The sequence below is a fragment of the Herbaspirillum rubrisubalbicans genome (genome assembly GCF_003719195.1).
Classification (GTDB): domain Bacteria; phylum Pseudomonadota; class Gammaproteobacteria; order Burkholderiales; family Burkholderiaceae_D; genus Herbaspirillum; species Herbaspirillum rubrisubalbicans.
Genome location: NZ_CP024996.1, coordinates 4,906,766 through 4,923,491, shown reverse-complemented (window position 1 = coordinate 4,923,491; position 16,726 = coordinate 4,906,766). Strand labels below are relative to the sequence as shown.

Sequence of the window (16,726 nt, the reverse complement as noted above, 5' to 3'; positions counted from 1 at the left end):
TATTAGGGCATATAAATTGAATTGATGCGGATTAGCTCATCCCGTGCAAATGCACCCTTCATAACAAGGTACATAGTTTTTTCCATGAAATACCAGTTCAGCGCAGCCGGAAAACTCATACTGACAATGCGATGCTGTGCTCTAGCTTGATTCATCAATTTTTCGTATTTGCCACTAAGTACGTACCAGAGTTTGGGCTCTAGTGCCTCATCATCAAAAAAGTTTGTGTACTGCGATTTGGCCTCTTGAAGCAAGCATTTTTCTGGTTGAAAGCCATCAAAATCCCGGTTCTCGTAATTCCATTCAGTTCCCGGTGCATAACCGGTAACGCGCGCCTGATAAGCTCGAGAGATATCAGACATACTGTGATTAGGATGTGAAAGGAAACCATTTATTGGCGGACAGTCTCTGCACTTCTCTTTCGACAGCGTTGTAACCTCCGCTTTTGATAATTCCGAGTTTTGAGCTTGCTCTGCGCGGTTATTGCGTTCTAGGATGGCAGCGGTTCCAACACCAGCCGCACCCAGACCGAGCCACGTGAGAACTTCCCCAACTAATGGAATCGCTGGTAAGGCTACCATTCTCGGCTCCTCTCTTCTCGTTGCTTAACCGTACTGCCTAAATGCCGCAACACGGATTTCATTTCATCCAGACGCTGTTCAGGGGAGCCGCCGGATTTATTCAGATAGCGTTGTGTCTCTGGGCGTTCAAATAACTTTGGGTAGTCAGCAGACATGTACATCATGTAAATGAGGTGTCCTGTAGACGTGAATCCGAGATTAAGGCCATTGTCGTATGCAGATTGCATACGCAAGATAACCTCGCTACGCCCTGGATTGCCGAGCATATCTTCACGTTCAGAAAGAAATTCATCGGCAACAGCAGCGATGAAATTCTGAATATCGCTAGCGAGGAATTTTTTATATTGATCTTCAGTGAGTGTCAGCATGATGACGGCCGATGTGGACGCGGCGACCATTGAGCAGAAAATGCCACTCAACGATATCGTTAAAGAATTGACGGCGCTGGTTATCATCCATGGTTTGTGCAATGGTGGCCAGAACACGCGGGTCCCAAAACCTTAGCATGGCCGTACGCCCGTCGGGAAGCTGCACATCAAGACGAAGTCTGAGCCTTGCAGCAAGGGCTTCAGTGCCTAGTGGTGAGATGATCCATGTCACCGCATGGGCAATATATTCAAGCTGTTCAATACCCTTGAGCAGATTTAAATTCGCTGTTTCGACATCAATCAGCCAAGGTCCAGCATCTGCCAATGCCTCGTCCACGGTTCCACGGAATAGAGCAAGTGTTCCCTGGCAATTTTCCAGCGCTTCACCCTCGACGAACTCCTGATACTGCAAGCCGTCAACAAGGGCATGCAAACGCATACTAGGGAAACCCAATTTTATTAAACGGGCGTGAAGCTCGGAAATCATTCGCGCACGATCATAGTCGCTCCGGACTTCGCAGAATTCATCAGGCAGCTCAAGCAGATACCTGATTCGTCGGCGGCAGGGGATTTAAATGAGCCGAAAAAAGAGGAGACGGCACTTGCTTCGGAAGTGTCATGTTTTTCTACAGCATGAGTAGTAACCGACTGTGAAGAAAGCAGGATAGCCCCGCATGCAGTTCGATCTCCCTCACGCGCAGGGGCCTTACCGTTGCTGCTCATGTCTTCAGCGCCGGAGGTAATGGCGAAAAAACCTTTACAACGAGGGCAGAAGGTCATGTCTCCTACACAAGCGACGGCCTTGCCATGAATTACGAAAGACAAATCACCACTGATCACGGTGCCGCCGTGACTAGTCCTGTCTCCCACGGTAATGAATGGACGGCTCATTATCCCCTCTGCAGCGTTAGTGACGACTCAAGGAGCGAGCGTCATATTGAGTCAGATTTGAACAGAAATGATCGTCTTTGTTCCCATTTAGCGGGAAGGCCGTAAGGACTTTATTTAAAACTTAGCGGAATTTATAGTTAGCAATTTTTCGCATCAGTAAGAGCGCAACAGCACCGACAGTAAGCTTTTCAATCCGACTATCGATTGCCTTACCGGAATAGTATTGGAAGACCAGATATACCCAATAGCGCACATCAATTTTTTAAACAAAAGCCCCGGATTTTTACCAGGGCTTTTGTTTAAAAGAATCACATTCAATTACCCACTAATGGATCACGAAAACTAAGTTAACTCTTTGCCAGCTCCTCAAAAAAGTCCATTAAAAGATGAACTTGTGTGCTTGGATTTAATTCATCAATTTCCAGCGCATTTTTTAAAACCCTCTCCGCGTTTTTTCTTGCATCTGGAAATAGAGGCAAAAGAAGAGTGAACAAGTCTACGTTGCTCCCCTTGTCGTATGCAGCCATTTCCTTGAACGAACGAAGATGCTCTAACAGAAAGTCGCCGGATGACTTCTTTCCGGCGCTTTTATACGGCCGGTTAGAAAGCTCATGATGAAGTAAATACCAGAACTCAAAGCAAGGAAAGGAAGCAATTACGCTTAATGTCTTATGCCCTTCAGCCTCCCTAATAGCCTCATTGAAGGTCTCGTGACTATCGCGGTCGATCACACAAAATATCCGATCGTATTTCGCAACATTCTTCAGACCAAAGCGAATAATACCAATTGGATCTGTATGGCCCGAATGCACCACCTGAACACGAACATTTACGCGAAAATATAGGGTCGCCGAATGTAGTTGCCCCCGCAATTCAGGACACTCAGACATCGTTAAGTTAGTGATGCTGCAGCCCGTCTGAACTCGCGAGGCGAGCGGTATTTCAGGGCCTTGTGCGGATGGTGCTCATTGTATTGCTCGAAGGCAGAGGCCAGATGTGTGAGCGCCGTGGGCACATCGGGCTTGTCCATGAAGGCGATGTAATCATGTTTCATCGTTTTTACGAACCGCTCCGCCATGCCGTTACTCTGTGGCGAGCGCACGGGCGTGGTCAAGGGCTCCAGTCCCAGCTCGCGCGCGAAGCTGCGTGTGCGATGGTCGATGTAGGCAGAGCCGTTGTCGCTGAGCCATTCAATCACCTCTGGAGTCTGCGTGCTCCCAAACCGCTGCTCTACGGCAGCCAGCATCACGTCGCGCACGACATCCCCGCTATGCCCACCGGTAGTGGCCGCCCAGCTGATGGCCTCACGGTCACAACAATCCAGCGCAAACGTCACTCGCAATGCAGACCCGTCATCGCAACGGAATTCGAAGCCGTCCGAACACCAGCGCGCATTACTTTGCTTGACCGCTACGCTACCATCGTGGCGTCGATTGTCACGTCTCACACCAGGGCGGCGCAGCAGCAACTCGTGCTCTCGCATGACGCGATAGACCCGCTTATGGTTCACGCACGCCTGGCCCAGGGATTCCCGGCTACGTCGCAGCAAAGCCCAGATGCGGCGATAGCCATAGCTCGGCAAGCTCGCAACATGCAGTTCAATCTCTTCGAGCAAGCCGCTGTCGTCGACTTTGCGAACACTGCGGCCATCTCGCCATTCCGGGCTCCGGGCTCGTTTTACTGCCACTGCAGAGCGCGCCACACCGAGAACGTCACAAACCACTTTCATTGGTCGTCCTCCGGCAGCAAGGGCGAGCGCGCAATCAGGTTTTTTGACCGGCCCCATTCGACGGCCTCGCGCAGAATCTCGTTCTCCATGCTCTTCTTGCCCAACAGCCGCTGCAGTTCTTTGATTTCCTTGATGGCCGCGGCCAGCTCCGAGGCCGGCACTACCGTCTCGCCAGCCTTGACGGCGGTCAGACTGCCTTCCTGGTACTGCTTGCGCCAACCAAACACCTGGTTCGCGTTCACCCCGTGTCGCCTGGCAACGGCTGATACGGAAGCTCCAGGAGCCAAGGTCTCCTGGACGATGGCTATTTTCTCTTGGGGCGTGCGTCTTCTGCGACGCTCCGGCTCGGTCAGAATCTCGATATGGTCCACGGTTTGCCTAGTCGTAAAACTGGTCATAAGACTGTCCTCTATTTTAAGAGAGTCTTCGTGTCCTGAGATTCAAGGGGCTATTCCACCGAATCAAGGTACCTCTTTGCGGACTTACTATCCTCGCATATGACCAGTACAGTTGGAAGTGGCTTTCTATTTGGCCCTTTTCTAGTAAACGAGCTTGCTGAGGGCATGTTTAATCCCGTGAAATGATAGGTAGGGAGCGATACCTGCCGGCAAAGTATCTTTTCTCTATGTCTTCAGAATCCCGACCTTCAAATTCATGAATTGAAGACAAGAGCGTCGCCCCATTATGGTCACGTTCTGTCAGCCAAAATTGGTCTCGGCGCAGCAATTTTGTATCCATCAGATGAGTATCATGAGTTGTAAAAATAAGCTGTGCCGGATTATCAGACTTTATGTGTTGCTCAATCAAAGATCTAACAATTTCCGGGTGCAAGCTCCTATCCAATTCGTCTACTAGCAGAGCGCTGAAAACTGCTTCAGAGGGAGCTGCCTTCATTACACGCCATGGTAAATAAAAGCCGATAAGGCTTCTAGTGCCATCTGACTCTTCTGACAAATCAAAATCGGCATCCCCGAGCCGAGTGGTGTGGGTTAGGGTAGTTTTAACCTCGTGACTCAAAGATTTAGTCATTTTTTGAATCGTGGAGAAGTCGAACTCTTCATCTCCACCTTCAAACCTTATCTGCTTCACAGGTATATCTAACGAACGCAAGAAGTTCGATACATCCCCGTTATACGACGCCTTTTGCCGAGCAATCGCCTGTGACGCCTTTATAAACATGCTTAGATCGCTTCCCAAAGAGAACAATCCTCTACGCAGCCATATGAAAGGCTCGCTTAGCTGCTGAAGCTCAGTATTACTATTCGCCGCAGCGCGGGAAATGAATAGCGTTTTTGGGCCAGTTAATTGCTGCCACAGTGAGTGAAGAGCTGCTTCGCCCTCCAGTTCACCAAGCCGGTAAATATCCCTATGCCCATCATATCGACGATCATATAACAGCTTCTCTTTACCGCCAGGGTAGGCGGTCAAGCTTTCTCGAATGATACGTTCACCAGTTGCCGCTAAAGTGAAGTGGTAGCGAAGACGATTTTTAATGAAGTGAACTTCAAACTCACTTGGGTCATTCGACAATTGCCCGTCAAACCTAAACGGCTTTACTGGCAGTGGAGGAGGTTCGGCCTCAGGCTCCCTACCTGCAATGACGCCAATGCAGAGCATCGCGGCAAGAAGGTTACTCTTGCCAGAAGCATTAGGGCCATAAATGGCCGCGACCTTCAACAGGCGCGGAAATTTTTCCCCAGCCAAATCGGGCGCAAAAGTATTTTCCCGCTTCTGAAGTCGGGGAGCTGCGACCATAGAAAAGGTCTGCTTCTCCCGAAAAGACAAGAAGTTTTTTACGGAGAATTCTATCAACATGTCAAAAACCTGCAGGTCAAGGGAGTTAGATGTAACGTTGAGCAATATTTTATACTTTAAATGCAGAATTTCTGCATTTAATTCGGTGCTGCGTTACGCTAGGTACGATTTTGATACAGGGAGTTCCCTTTGCTCTTTACGCACCGTCTAAATAGTGATCTTTTTGCAATCTCACGGGAGTAGATTTGCCAATCGCAGCCTCGATAAAGACTGCGGTAGCCGTACAGTTCATTACTATTCCGGTACATACTTTCACGGTGAGCAAGCCTGTTTGCCTTCATACAATACGCAGATCAAAAAAGCCCCGGAGTTACCGGGGCTTATTTGTCGTCGACGTCTAAAAAGAACTATCTAACGAAGAAACAATGAACAAGCGACTGACCGGATAGCCGACACTCAGCACCTTTATCCCATTGTGGTTGAATGAAGCTTCCAGCAAGAAATCCTATCACTGCAAAAATTGCCATAATGGCAAATATACGATCCGTAGGCTGAGGTTTTCCCATCAGCCAACTACCTGCGCAACGCACCAAATAGCCGAGATAACACGCCACAGTTAGAAGCAACGCACAACCCAACGAAATTAATCCGACTGCGAAATGGTTCATTTTCCCGCTCCTTACGAAAATTAACTGTGGGAAATATCATGCAAGGCTGCGTGAAAAATGTCAACGGATTGACCAACTACAGATTGCCCTGAGCATGTACAAGCACACACGCCCATTAAAGATTGCGGGAGCCTTATGCAAGAAAAAATGCCCCCAATATCTGGGGGCACTTTCACATAGTTAAGATCACTTCCTCTGCACGGGGTAAACCAATAGTTGCCACTTAATCTGCCCCTGCGATGGGCTGTGCTGAGCGTGATTTTGCGGAGGCAAAACGTGGCCCCCTGCGATAGCAATCTCATCCCCACATGCAATACATCGGTAAATTCCGGGGTGAGGAGCAGCATGTCCCGGATTATGTAGAGCGTCAAAAGCCTTATCGTCGGTCTGTTTCAATAGACTACCGTTTTTATACAATGCCATGGTCTATTTCCCCCTTATTGATACTCGTTGTTAAAAAGACGTGCAACGCTTCGATTTCTCACCACCCCTAGGCTGGTGCCTTGCTGGCACCTCCATTTCCAGATGATGGAAGAGCTGGCGTCGAGCTGGGAACTGATGGCATTGACGCGGGAGGCATGCCGCGATCATTTCCTCCGGTACTAGGTACTTTCTGCATTGACGCACTCGGCATCCCGTCTTGGGTGAATCTACCTTTAGTAGCCATATCTTTTCCCTGATGTAAATTTAACGTCACGAACCCTGCTGTCGCGACAAGTGCTAAAACAAACGATACTCCTGAAATAATATTCGAATATTTAATAAAGGTACTTCTCCAAGTAGCCCTATTTCGGCATTCCTCTCGACCCAATAAAAAATATTGCTCTGCAAACTCCACACAAATTTCTTGTTCCCTATAGCTGATCAAAAAAGATGAGATAGTCAGGCTAGTAGCTAAAACGAATAACAACCAAGAAAAATAAAGTAGCGCCGGAAAAATAGCAGTGCTGACACTTACAAAATCCTTCAAAAATGCAAGCGATACAGCTAATCCGCTACTCGAATAAGTCAAAATCGATTTATCAAAATTGTCTGAACTTGACCTCAATCTAGTCTGCGCTTCAGACCAATATTTATCGTAGTAAGCCTTAGCGTCCTCACTAGGAACGAATTCGATTCCGGAGCTTACGAACCTTTTTGCTTTCCATCGCCGCATATCAGATTCGCTTCATTTCTGCGAGCTTACGGTAGTGCGCGCCCAAAGCCGTTAACCTGCAACCAGTTGAGTTAATTGCGGCGTAGTACATATGCTCCGCATCGACCGGCGTAACTAAACCGAAGCGATTGCAAAGCTGAAGTTCTTTAAAGATACGCACATGTTCCTGATTAACCGGAATTTCATGATATTCCGCAGGAACATTCTGGCGATCAGGCTCAAAAGACGGGTCAAGCGAAAACACACTCGTTGGATCGGGAAAATAATCAACTAACCGTCTCAGGGTTTCTAAAGGGATCTTTGGGTCTACCTGGCGCAAGCTGACAAAACTCTGCACATTAGCTTTATAAATAGGCCTTTGTTCCCAAGGACCAAGCGTCTGATCTACATGTGAATATAGCGATGCCGGCGTTATCCGTCCGCATATATCAGCTGAACTGCCACTTAGACCATCTAGCAATATATCCGTGAAGACCCCTCTGCCTCCAGACTCCGCCGCAAACTGTTCTCTATGGCAAGCAGTAAGAATAGTAACTCCGCTACCAATGGCAGACACTTGCGAGTGTCCAAGTGCAGATACCTCGCCTACAAAACCTGAATGACAACTATCAAGAATAATCACGGTCGAGCGGATTCGAGGATAAGCCGCATTCGCCAACCCCAAAACCTCACCCAGTGAAAGGCCCCAAGCGCCGCTGATACCATTCTGGCTAACAATATAACCAGCGTTGGTATCTGGGTTGATTATTCCGTGCCCTGCGAAAAAAAAATAGAGCAGTGTCAGCATCGCCCGTAAACAACGAACGAACCTCGCGACTTAACAGGGAAGAGGAAACCTCAGTATCGTTACTGGTCAATAATCGAATAGAAAAGTTAGGTGACCCGTCGCCATTTTTCTCCAAAGTGCTTGCAAATGAAACGGCATCATTGACACAACCCGACAAAGGCGAAGTGGGATAGGCATCAATACCGACAACAAGCGCCTTCTTCATGCTTAGCGCCCGCCCCCAATAAGTGTTTTTAAGTTAGGCCATGTCCAGTTGTACATCTTATCGCTTGAAGACGCAGATTTCGGACGCACGTTTTGCTTATCGGCGTAACCCGCGAGAAGGAAATAAGGCACGCCTTCCTCTTTTGCAATAGTAAGTTCAGCGCTAACCCCTGTAGCCGAATCAGTATGTTGTCCGCACATTACAGCCACAACGTCAACTGATCTAATGCGCGTCCGAGCCTTTTCTTTCCAGTTGCCATCGATATGTTCCTTTATTGACCAGTCAGCTAATTCGAATGGGCTATCCTGAAGTTTCGACTGGCCAACCAAAAAGTTTTTCAACACTTCGTCATGATCATAATCAAAGCTTATGAAGACCTTTTTCTTTGTCATTTTTTGTTTTCCTTATTGTCTTTAGGCCTCAAAACATTAGCATATTTCAGAAAATTTATGGCTATATAGTTAAGCTGTAAAAACCGTTGCCATAGGAAAACTAGTTACGTTAGGAAACTGGGGTGTTTAGTATTTTCTGAGCGTTGGCTTAAAGCTCAGGTTGCAGGCGTCCGCATCAAAGTGTGCTCACGGAATCCCCGTATTAACCACCCCAGCACTATCCAATTGCCGTGATGGCGACGGAGCAGGATCAACCAAACGCGGACTACTGACTAAAGCGCGTAAGTTTCTTGCGTAGGGAGCTAGATGCTCCGCAGAAAAATGAGCGTAGCGCAAAACCATATTGTAAGTTCGCCAGCCCCCTAGCTCTTGGAGGACATGCAGCGGCGTCCCGCCTTGTACGTGCCAGCTAGCCCATGTATGACGCAAGTCATGCCATCTGAAATTTTCTATGCGACAGCGCTTGAGGGCCTTGTACCATGCAGCGGTGGAAGTCTGTTGGATGCGCTCGCCATGGTACGTGAAGACGAATCTTGGATGCCGCTTAAGCCGTGATGCGAGAATCGCTAGCGCATCTTGATTTAGTGGTACGGCCAGAGCGCGTCGATTCTTCATTTCATCATGGTGAACCCATGCAACCTTCCGTCGCATATCAACCTGCGACCATTCGAGACAGGTGACGTTCGTTTTACGCAGCCCAGTTGCAAGGCTAAAGGCGGCCATATCGGACAGATGTTCGGGAAGTTCATGGAGCAGCTTCACTGCCTCATCGCGGGACAAAAATCGAATGCGCGAACGTGGCTCGGAAAGCAATCGAATAAAGGGCGGCTCCTCTATCCATCCCCATTCACGATGAGCGGCATTCAGAACGGCGCGCAATAGCGAGAGCATACGATTGATCGTGGCGGGACGTACACCAGTACGCGATTTCCGATCTCGTAACGCCCCCACTACGTCGATGTCGATATCAACTAAAGGCACATGAGCCAGATTAGGGCGCAACCATCGGAAAATAGATTCATCAGAAAACATCGATGCTTTATGAGAGCGTTCCATCTTCCAACGCTCCTCCGCATCTCCCCATGTAACCGGCGTAGCCACCACATATTTCCTCTCTGTGTAAAGAAGCGTCGAATATTAATCTCACTTGGCGAGAAATATTTCTCAAAATTTCTCAAAAAAGGAACCTTAGATTTTTCCGGCTGCAAACCAGTAGAACGAGTTGAGGCGGTCGTGATACTGAGTGATGTCGTCAAAGCAGCGCATCGCAAACTCTTGCGCAACGAGAACCACGATGTCAAAGCTCTCAGTATCGGCTTTGAAATAAATTTTGTATTGCTTAGGAATTGGAATCCCACGCGAAGCCCAATAGCTTTTCTTGTTGAAGCGCGACTCTTCTAGATTTTTGGATACATATTTGCTGATGTAGCTGGCAATGCGATGCGCCGAGTTACGGCCGCGCGGTCTAGTGAAATCGACATTGCCATTGTCCTTTCCAACCACACGCCGCCACATAGAGCGGATCAGGTTCCAACTGCGAACACGGACGCCATGTTCATTCTGGAGCCACGCCGGAAACTGCTGGCAAGCGATATGCACGTGCAGCGCCCCACGTTTTTGCATTTCAAGTGTTGCCACATAGTGGAAATCACCAACAGCTCGTAGACGTTCCCGGAAGGCTTTAAAATCAGCCTCAACGCGTGCGTAATCGGTCACGCATTCTCGATAGGTCAATGTCAGCAAACAATCTGCCTGCAGCATCTTCGCCAGTCTGCGCACCTTCGTCTTTGCCCGCCGTGCGGCCACAATCCGAGCCCTCTCGTGATCGCCTTCGCCTCGCTTAGTCGGCTCTTCGCATTCGGTTGAATAATCAAAAATTTGCCCATCGCTATAAGTCTCGTGGTTCTCATCGAGAAATACCTCGATCCCGTTCGGAAATTCGGTCACTGTCAGCGTTTTCCAACGCTGCACATCTGTTCCAGCAAAATATGAACCCAATGAAGCCTTCAGATTGGCGTTAGCCGCAACCTTATCTATACTCGCTGTAAGCACAATTTTTCCTTGGTAGCGTTGTGTGAGCCCGGCAGCGTTGGCGCGCTGATCCGGGTATTTCTACGTCCATCAAAAACCACTTTTCCAACTCGCCGAAAAGGCTGTTCTTTCTCTGTTTTCCTTAAGTGTTCTAGGTACAAGTCTAGGCGCTCGCTTCGCTCGCGCCGTCCTCGCAAGCTGCGGGCGGCGCGATCTTGCTACGCCTCTTTTCCGTTACGCATAACGGGAATTCCCTGCCTCATCGAGCGCCGCAGCGCCCTTGATCAACCGCATAAAGCCTGGCTTGTGAGTGCTGCGCACTCATGGGCAGTTGAGGCCGTTTCTCCGATCAACCCACCACCGTTTTCCAGAGTTCTCCGCCTTTTCGATGAACGATAGCCGGCGCGTCTTTTGCCGCAAGGGGGCATTCATAAAAGCGCCAGCAACCGCGCTTTTACAAACCTTCCCCCTTGCGGCAAAAGCCTCATGCGCCGTCTATTCGATCATCGGGCGAAGAACTCAGGAAAACGGCGGCAGGCGGTGGAGTCGAAACGACCGAAACCGCCGGTCTTACGGAGGGCTCCGAATCTAGGAACCCGGTCAGCTTTAACACCACCTGGAAGGCGCGATCATGGAACAACCAGAACTGCCCCTGCTGCATTTCCCGTATCAACCTTACTTCGCCCATTTCAAGCGCACGCGTAAGACGCTGGCCCCGTCCAACTTTGTCCCGCCGTGGAAGCAACTGCGTCTGACGCTTTATGTCCGCAATCTGATGCGCAAGGGCGCGGCATTCATCTGGACGCGCCCGGATGGCCGTCAATTCTTCTGCAAGACCATGCGCCAACTGGTGGCGCGGATCATGGACTACGATGGATATATCCTGCATACGATTTTCCAGTACAAGAACGGGCGTTTGATCCGCACCTGAGTTACAAGCGCGATACCTGTAGTACCAAGAGAATTTCCGTCTTGCTGTTCTGGCCGGTGTTGGAGCGCATCCAATCAGGCAGGAACGAGAAGCCAATGCGGCCGGAGCTTTCCCGGTTCTCTGCAAGACCACCGATGATGACGATATCGCCATCTGCGACCGACAATGAAGTGCTCACTTCACGCTTGGTTAAGGTGGGCGAATTGTTGACGCCGGTTTGCGTGACGATGAAATTTGACAGCTGCTGGCCAACTGTCAGATCTACTACTGACTCTCGCACGATCGGTTTCAAATCGAAAATGACGCCCGAACTCCGATACTCAACCGACTGCACCGGAGCGCTTCCATTCCCCGGATAGCTGATTGCGCCCAGCACAGGCACATCTTGCCCGACCGCGAAGCGACCAGCCGCACCAGAGCGCACACGTAGCGATGGCGCGGAAATCGTCTTGAAGCGGCTGTCACTGGAGAGCGCTGCAAATACGGCATCAATGGATGCATTCTTGATCCGCACGAAACCATCAAGCGTGGAAGGTGTAGAGACGCCAGCAGAGACAGTGCCGCCGAGCAAATGCAGCGCGAGAGAAAAGGCTGAGCCTTCCGCGCCATTGGATGCGACCTCAAACACCTGACCGCGTACCATCACTTCCCCCTGCCGCGTATCCAGTTGCGCAAGCAGCGCGGAGAGCTTCTTGATATCTGTTTCCGTCCCATTGAATACCAGCGCGTCCGGATCGGTATCGAGCAGCGAGGCGGCAGATCCTGCAGGAGCAGGCAGTTTCGATTGGCCGGTAGCGGCGTCTGCCGTGATGGCTTGTGGCGCGCCATGAATAGATCGGGTGGAAGTAAATTCACCTTTCGGGAAGAGGCCGCGTAGTAGCTCCACCAGATATGTCACATCGCGATACTTCGGTCGATATACGAACGGCTCTTTATCCGGCTCCATCTCTTTCTGTCTGTCGACGATATCAACCCCGTTCACCGTGCGCACCGACAGTCCAAGCAGATTCATGAATCGCGAAACTTCTGATCGAGCAGAAACGCCCGTGCCGAATCGGAATGAGACGAGCCGCTCATCGGCTACGACTTCAGGCTGTATCAGGTAGGGCGTTTTAAGAATCTGCGTATACATCGCTTCGACCGCTTCCGCCACACGGACCCGAGAGAACTCCATTGCGCTATCAGACTGTGGAGGCGCGCCAGCAGGAAGCGGCATAGACAAAGGCATGATCGGCAGCAGAGGCCCATTCGGGGCAGCGACCGCGAACGCGCTGTATGCCATTAGTAACGCGACAATCGTGCGCTTCATTTCTTTCCCTCGATATGAACTGGATGAACGACTGCGCCGGAATAGCGCGTCACTTTGGCACCATCAATTTCCCCAATGGTCTGCGGCCCCATCTGCACAAACATCGAGGGAGACTCATAGCGCAGACGGCCAGCCTCATCTGCAATGACAACATAGCTTGTCGTACCGAACCGAGCGGTTCCAACAATGCGCCACGCATCGGAAAATGCAGGCTTTGCGGGCTGCGCAGTAGATTGCTTTCCGTTGTTAGCGGTTGTGTCTTGCTTCCCTGCCTGAGTCGATTCCGCAGATGGCTTCGGATGAAAGAAACGATTGATGCTGTACAGGCCAGTTACCAAGGCCACCAGCAGAACCCCGGCTGTCATCCAGATCTTTTTGCGCGCCAACATGTTTTGACGCTTATCGACATTGACGATTTTCCCGTCAGCGCCCCCCTTGAAGGAGGAATACAGCGGAAAAATATCTTTGCGGTACTTGCGCAGTTCAACGCTGATCCGTGCTGCCTTGCTCTGCTTATTTCCCTCAAAAATCGACACGCTGTAATGCGTAGGCATCCCTAGCGATATCTTCTTGTGTGTACGGATGTGAAACGCCACCACGTTTTTTACAAAGCGGTTCAGCGTGGACATGTCCTGAATCATCAGCACCAAATCGCAGGCCACGCCCGTTTGCTCATGGGTGAAATGCCGGTGCTCAAGGAAGAAGCTCTTATGCTCTTGCAAGAGATTCGCACCAGTTGCAGGCCAGAAGCGCCACGCCTCATCGATGCACACCAAATCCCCAGGCTGAACGATGGTATCGGTGTGCGCACCTTTCTTTTCGTCGTAATAGGGGAAGAAGTTGGCGAGCGCGACATCGCCATTTGTGACATGGACCACCTCGCCTAATTGCTCAGGAACTGGCTTGTAATTCTTTTCGATGTAGGTGCGGATCTTCTCTCCATCGATCCCGTCCACATTGGTGACGACGCGCCGCCCTTTAGCGATGGCAGGGACAATGACCTCTGCCACCACCTCATAACTTTTTCCGGAGCCCATCAGGCCGGTATAGACATTGATGCCCATGATTAGCCAATCAGCGGGATGCGGCGAATCGTGAAGCGCGTCACGTAGGCCGAGAGCAGAAGCGGTATCCCGGCCTTGATATTGAATAGGTTCAGGAAATACCAGACCGCATTAGGAATGCCGCCGAAGGCATTCGTCAACTGATCGCCAGTCGGAAGGAATTGCACGATGACGGCCATAAATTCAGTCGTCACAAAGAACAGTGCGAAGAAGACGACGAACTTAACAATAATCGACCGCAGGACGAATGCAAGGACGGCATTGAGTGCGGATAGAACGATGCCAAACATGTCTTGTTCCCCTTATGAGCGAAGGACAATGAACAGCGCGAGGAGCGCATAGACCACAGCCATTGCAGCATAGAGAGAAGACCTCGATTGCTCCAGGAGCGGGCAATGATCCTTGAACGCGATGTCCTTGCCGAAGACTGGAACAGTCCAAGTCGGGCATTGCACATCCACACTAGGAACAACGAAGGATTTCAGCGTCGGAAAAATATTGCGCGTTGGCGCAATAATTTGCGTGGCCGTTGGAATGGGCTCCAAGGAGGGGGCGCCAATGCCGGGATCAGGTCCGAGGTTTTCCAGCGGCTGCGTACTGGGATTGCTGCCTGTATTCGGTGCCGAACTGGACGGATCAACCGAGGATTGCGGACTGCTGGAAGTCGGTAATCCAAAGGGCGACGAACTAGCAGGCGAACTAGAAACCGGGCCGGTGCTCGGAATCGGATTGGTCACATTGCCGGTGCCGGGATCTACTGGAGTGGCCTGCTGTGGCGTTGCAAAGTCCCCTACTGTCGGCCAGTAATCAGGGTGCGAAGATTGCCAGTTGGAGACATCCCCCGTTGTGATCGGATTGGAGGCGTCATAAGGCAAGCCATCATAGCCGGACGAACTCGCAGCACTTCGCCACGCTGCATTAGCGATATCGGCAATGGGTTGCGTTGGCAAAGGCGCTGCCAGATCAGAGGAGGACAGTGACTTGGCCGCGTCAGCAGCGCTCATCGAAGGGGCAGCAGCTAACTCTTTGAAATTGGAAGCGGGACAGACGCCGTTTGAAGCCGTTAGCTTGATACCGGGACAGAGTGTTTTATTGTTGGACGATTTTTGAGGTGCGCCCAGCGAGCCATTGTCTTCCGTATAGGAGCCGCCCGTATCAGAAACAACGGTGCGTATCAGGTGGCAGAAACCGTCTGAGTTCAAGACAGCGCGTTGCGTACCATGTCCACCGGAAATCGTGAAGTCAGTATACGAAGCGCCTAAACAAGCGGTGGCCGGGGAAGTGGCAACCGCATTAGAAAAGATATAAATGGTATCCGGAGGTGCGAGCCCCGCAGGCGTATTGATTGAGCTAGGATTATCCCCAACTTGCACACTGCCGTTCTTGCTGTAGTACCACTTCGCTCCAAGATAGCCGATAGCCCAACCGACAGCGGCAGCTACTGCAATGGTCCCAACAACAATAGCGCCGACCGTTCCCCACGCTACCAGCGTGCTAGAAGCGGCAGCAGCTCCACCGGCAGCAGCTTGGGCTTGCGTCGCCTTCACCACAGCATCCGTCAGCGGATAGGAAGAACGCACCAACGTATTTGCCAAGCGGGGATCAGAAGCGGAAATGCCGTTGGAAACGGCTTTAGCTTGAATCACACCGGCCAATGCATTCTGCACTTTCGAGACCGGTACGTTAGCGCTATGCGCATCCAGCCAGACGGTCCACAGCGCTACGAGCAAGAGGAAATGAGCGCGCTTCATTTTGAAACCTCAAGGCCGACGACCACCGCCCACGCGCAAACCATAGGCATCGGATTTATCGTTACGCGTGACGGAAATTAGAAAATCAAACTTGCGCCGCTGGCGAAACTCGCGCTGACGTTGTGCATTTGTTTTTGGGGCGAGCTTCGGCGGGCGGCCACGGCGGCGACTACTAAACAGATCTGCCGTGAATTTATCCGCCGCCTGTTTCATGGTCAGGCTGGTACAGCGGCAGAAGCCGCAGGCTTGGCTTGCGGACGGGCAGCGCCACCACCGTGCGGATGAAGCGCAGTGATGCGAGGAACAACGAGGCGTTCAAAGCTCACATCGAGTTGGAATTCTGCAAGGTACTTGCCGGGGATTGTGTCCTTCAGCGAGTCAGGCAACAGCAGTTCGCCAACCTTCGCGCCGTTATCGCCGCCAGTGACGACGCATTGAGCCCGGTACATCTTCCAGGGATTGCCGGTCTTGCGGCTGACGCCGGAGGACTCTTGGACGGAGACGATTTCAATCAGGTGCTTGTTATCGATTGCAGACATGGTTTTTCCTTTGAACAGTTTTGGACCCACGCAGGGCGAATGAACCGCGGGAGAACGCATGTGCCATAATGCGTTCCAAATGAGTTATAAAACTTTTGAGTTTGCAACTCAATCGAGTCATAACGCAGGGTAAGTATAACTCAAACGAGTTTTATCGACGCGTGATAACGCGGCTTAGCCGTTGAATTTATTTAATTGATTTTGTGATTTTGATAGGAGAGGGTGCCATGACATTGCAAGACGCAATTAACAAAGCAATCAAAGACCGAACGCTTTATCGCGTCGCAAAAGACTGGGATATGAGCTACACCACGCTGCATCAGTATGTGAAGAAGGGACGTACGCCAGATGCGGAGACCGCGTTGCGAATTGCAGATGAGGCCGGAATCGACCGTGGAGATATGCTCGTCCTCATGGCGGAGGCCGAGAAAGCAAAAAAGGCAGCGACGCCGATCAGCGCTGCTGCCTCTTCCGAAAAATCTTGGTGGCCCGGGGCGGAATCGAACCACCGACACAAGGATTTTCAATCCTCTGCTCTACCAACTGAGCTACCAGGCCAAGACGGACAA

The 16,726-nt window shown here is 50.8% G+C and carries 20 protein-coding genes and 1 tRNA gene; 1 reads left to right on the top strand and 20 read right to left on the bottom strand.

Translation table 11 applies throughout. The features are described from left to right. Positions 1–2: 2 nt before the first annotated feature. The 13 genes from RC54_RS25820 to RC54_RS25490 all read right to left on the bottom strand — a co-directional run bounded on the left by RC54_RS25820 (position 3) and on the right by RC54_RS25490 (position 10,584). The gene (locus RC54_RS25820; RefSeq protein ID WP_244216399.1) at positions 3–581 is read right to left on the bottom strand and encodes a Tox-REase-5 domain-containing protein; all 579 of its coding nucleotides are present in this window, start codon (positions 579–581) and stop codon (positions 3–5) included. Next, positions 575–949, bottom strand: coding sequence for a hypothetical protein (locus RC54_RS21945; RefSeq protein WP_241821224.1), 375 nt, complete (start codon positions 947–949; stop codon positions 575–577). The genes RC54_RS25820 and RC54_RS21945 overlap by 7 nt, the downstream gene beginning before the upstream one ends. After that, entirely contained in the window at positions 933–1,436 is a 504-nt protein-coding gene (locus RC54_RS21940) for a DUF4123 domain-containing protein (RefSeq protein ID WP_061790380.1), read from the bottom strand. The genes RC54_RS21945 and RC54_RS21940 overlap by 17 nt, the downstream gene beginning before the upstream one ends. Continuing rightward, positions 1,433–1,840: a PAAR domain-containing protein gene (locus RC54_RS21935; protein WP_082803186.1), complete on the bottom strand. Its 408-nt coding sequence runs from the start codon at positions 1,838–1,840 to the stop codon at positions 1,433–1,435. The genes RC54_RS21940 and RC54_RS21935 overlap by 4 nt, the downstream gene beginning before the upstream one ends. A 347-nt stretch (positions 1,841–2,187) precedes the next feature. Beyond that, entirely contained in the window at positions 2,188–2,730 is a 543-nt protein-coding gene (locus tag RC54_RS21930) for an RloB family protein (protein ID WP_123020489.1), read from the bottom strand. Between the two features lie 2 nt (positions 2,731–2,732). Further along, positions 2,733–3,967 (bottom strand): IS3 family transposase gene (locus RC54_RS21925; RefSeq protein ID WP_123020437.1). Its coding sequence is split into 2 segments (ribosomal slippage): positions 2,733–3,607 and positions 3,607–3,967, totalling 1,236 coding nucleotides; the frame shifts between segments, so codons are not numbered across the junction. Between the two features lie 169 nt (positions 3,968–4,136). Beyond that, complete coding sequence (locus RC54_RS21920; RefSeq protein ID WP_061790576.1) at positions 4,137–5,384, bottom strand: AAA family ATPase; 1,248 nt, start codon at positions 5,382–5,384, stop codon at positions 4,137–4,139. Positions 5,385–6,482: 1,098 nt separating this feature from the next. Next, positions 6,483–7,148 carry a hypothetical protein gene (locus RC54_RS25495; protein WP_156481348.1) on the bottom strand — a complete coding sequence of 222 codons (666 nt, stop codon included), beginning with the start codon at positions 7,146–7,148 and terminating at the stop codon, positions 6,483–6,485. 1 nt (position 7,149) lies between these two features. Continuing rightward, complete coding sequence (locus tag RC54_RS21910; protein ID WP_255221016.1) at positions 7,150–7,935, bottom strand: caspase family protein; 786 nt, start codon at positions 7,933–7,935, stop codon at positions 7,150–7,152. Continuing rightward, positions 7,859–8,140 carry a caspase family protein gene (locus RC54_RS25930; protein ID WP_255221015.1) on the bottom strand — a complete coding sequence of 94 codons (282 nt, stop codon included), beginning with the start codon at positions 8,138–8,140 and terminating at the stop codon, positions 7,859–7,861. Before RC54_RS25930 ends, RC54_RS21910 begins: the two co-directional genes overlap by 77 nt. Positions 8,141–8,142: 2 nt before the next feature. Continuing rightward, complete coding sequence (locus RC54_RS21905; protein WP_061790574.1) at positions 8,143–8,532, bottom strand: TIR domain-containing protein; 390 nt, start codon at positions 8,530–8,532, stop codon at positions 8,143–8,145. 186 nt (positions 8,533–8,718) lie between these two features. Further along, complete coding sequence (locus RC54_RS21900) at positions 8,719–9,588, bottom strand: tyrosine-type recombinase/integrase (protein WP_082803207.1); 870 nt, start codon at positions 9,586–9,588, stop codon at positions 8,719–8,721. A 132-nt stretch (positions 9,589–9,720) separates the two neighbouring features. Further along, positions 9,721–10,584 (bottom strand): rolling circle replication-associated protein, encoded by an 864-nt coding sequence (locus RC54_RS25490; RefSeq protein WP_061790573.1) that lies wholly within the window; start codon positions 10,582–10,584, stop codon positions 9,721–9,723. A gap of 610 nt (positions 10,585–11,194) precedes the next feature. Here RC54_RS25490 and RC54_RS21890 point away from each other — a divergent pair. Beyond that, positions 11,195–11,494, top strand: coding sequence for a hypothetical protein (locus RC54_RS21890; RefSeq protein WP_061790572.1), 300 nt, complete (start codon positions 11,195–11,197; stop codon positions 11,492–11,494). A gap of 1 nt (position 11,495) precedes the next feature. Here the strand turns inward: RC54_RS21890 and RC54_RS21885 are convergent, their stop codons facing one another. From RC54_RS21885 to RC54_RS21865, 7 genes are all read right to left on the bottom strand, one after another. Next, positions 11,496–12,803, bottom strand: a complete 1,308-nt coding sequence (locus RC54_RS21885) for a type II secretion system protein GspD (RefSeq protein WP_244216398.1) — start codon at positions 12,801–12,803, stop codon at positions 11,496–11,498. Then, a complete protein-coding gene (locus RC54_RS21880; protein WP_061790571.1) occupies positions 12,800–13,867 on the bottom strand; it encodes a zonular occludens toxin domain-containing protein in 1,068 nt (355 codons plus the stop codon). Before RC54_RS21880 ends, RC54_RS21885 begins: the two co-directional genes overlap by 4 nt. Before the next feature lie 2 nt (positions 13,868–13,869). Beyond that, positions 13,870–14,157: a DUF2523 family protein gene (locus RC54_RS21875; RefSeq protein ID WP_017453338.1), complete on the bottom strand. Its 288-nt coding sequence runs from the start codon at positions 14,155–14,157 to the stop codon at positions 13,870–13,872. 12 nt (positions 14,158–14,169) lie between these two features. Then, positions 14,170–15,618: a hypothetical protein gene (locus RC54_RS25485; protein WP_156481347.1), complete on the bottom strand. Its 1,449-nt coding sequence runs from the start codon at positions 15,616–15,618 to the stop codon at positions 14,170–14,172. Between the two features lie 9 nt (positions 15,619–15,627). Continuing rightward, positions 15,628–15,831 (bottom strand): hypothetical protein, encoded by a 204-nt coding sequence (locus RC54_RS25480; RefSeq protein ID WP_156481346.1) that lies wholly within the window; start codon positions 15,829–15,831, stop codon positions 15,628–15,630. A gap of 2 nt (positions 15,832–15,833) precedes the next feature. Beyond that, complete coding sequence (locus RC54_RS21870) at positions 15,834–16,157, bottom strand: hypothetical protein (protein ID WP_061790570.1); 324 nt, start codon at positions 16,155–16,157, stop codon at positions 15,834–15,836. 482 nt (positions 16,158–16,639) lie between these two features. Next, a tRNA-Phe gene (locus RC54_RS21865) sits at positions 16,640–16,715 on the bottom strand. Between the last annotated feature and the right edge of the window lie 11 nt (positions 16,716–16,726).

Excerpts from the sequence above, each read along its gene's own strand:
- RC54_RS21875 (WP_017453338.1), bottom strand. The coding sequence starts at position 14,157 with ATGTTTGGCATCGTTCTATCCGCACTCAATGCCGTCCTTGCATTCGTC.
- RC54_RS21870 (WP_061790570.1), bottom strand. The coding sequence starts at position 16,157 with ATGTCTGCAATCGATAACAAGCACCTGATTGAAATCGTCTCCGTCCAA.
- RC54_RS25480 (WP_156481346.1), bottom strand. The coding sequence starts at position 15,831 with ATGAAACAGGCGGCGGATAAATTCACGGCAGATCTGTTTAGTAGTCGC.
- RC54_RS21910 (WP_255221016.1), bottom strand. The coding sequence starts at position 7,935 with ATGCTGACACTGCTCTATTTTTTTTTCGCAGGGCACGGAATAATCAAC.
- RC54_RS25930 (WP_255221015.1), bottom strand. The coding sequence starts at position 8,140 with ATGAAGAAGGCGCTTGTTGTCGGTATTGATGCCTATCCCACTTCGCCT.
- RC54_RS21890 (WP_061790572.1), top strand. The coding sequence starts at position 11,195 with ATGGAACAACCAGAACTGCCCCTGCTGCATTTCCCGTATCAACCTTAC.
- RC54_RS21905 (WP_061790574.1), bottom strand. The coding sequence starts at position 8,532 with ATGACAAAGAAAAAGGTCTTCATAAGCTTTGATTATGATCATGACGAA.
- RC54_RS21930 (WP_123020489.1), bottom strand. The coding sequence starts at position 2,730 with ATGTCTGAGTGTCCTGAATTGCGGGGGCAACTACATTCGGCGACCCTA.
- RC54_RS25495 (WP_156481348.1), bottom strand. The coding sequence starts at position 7,148 with ATGCGGCGATGGAAAGCAAAAAGGTTCGTAAGCTCCGGAATCGAATTC.
- RC54_RS21945 (WP_241821224.1), bottom strand. The coding sequence starts at position 949 with ATGCTGACACTCACTGAAGATCAATATAAAAAATTCCTCGCTAGCGAT.
- RC54_RS21900 (WP_082803207.1), bottom strand. The coding sequence starts at position 9,588 with ATGGAACGCTCTCATAAAGCATCGATGTTTTCTGATGAATCTATTTTC.
- RC54_RS25820 (WP_244216399.1), bottom strand. The coding sequence starts at position 581 with ATGGTAGCCTTACCAGCGATTCCATTAGTTGGGGAAGTTCTCACGTGG.
- RC54_RS21880 (WP_061790571.1), bottom strand. The coding sequence starts at position 13,867 with ATGGGCATCAATGTCTATACCGGCCTGATGGGCTCCGGAAAAAGTTAT.
- RC54_RS25485 (WP_156481347.1), bottom strand. The coding sequence starts at position 15,618 with ATGAAGCGCGCTCATTTCCTCTTGCTCGTAGCGCTGTGGACCGTCTGG.
- RC54_RS21885 (WP_244216398.1), bottom strand. The coding sequence starts at position 12,803 with ATGAAGCGCACGATTGTCGCGTTACTAATGGCATACAGCGCGTTCGCG.
- RC54_RS21920 (WP_061790576.1), bottom strand. The coding sequence starts at position 5,384 with ATGTTGATAGAATTCTCCGTAAAAAACTTCTTGTCTTTTCGGGAGAAG.
- RC54_RS21940 (WP_061790380.1), bottom strand. The coding sequence starts at position 1,436 with ATGATTTCCGAGCTTCACGCCCGTTTAATAAAATTGGGTTTCCCTAGT.
- RC54_RS21935 (WP_082803186.1), bottom strand. The coding sequence starts at position 1,840 with ATGAGCCGTCCATTCATTACCGTGGGAGACAGGACTAGTCACGGCGGC.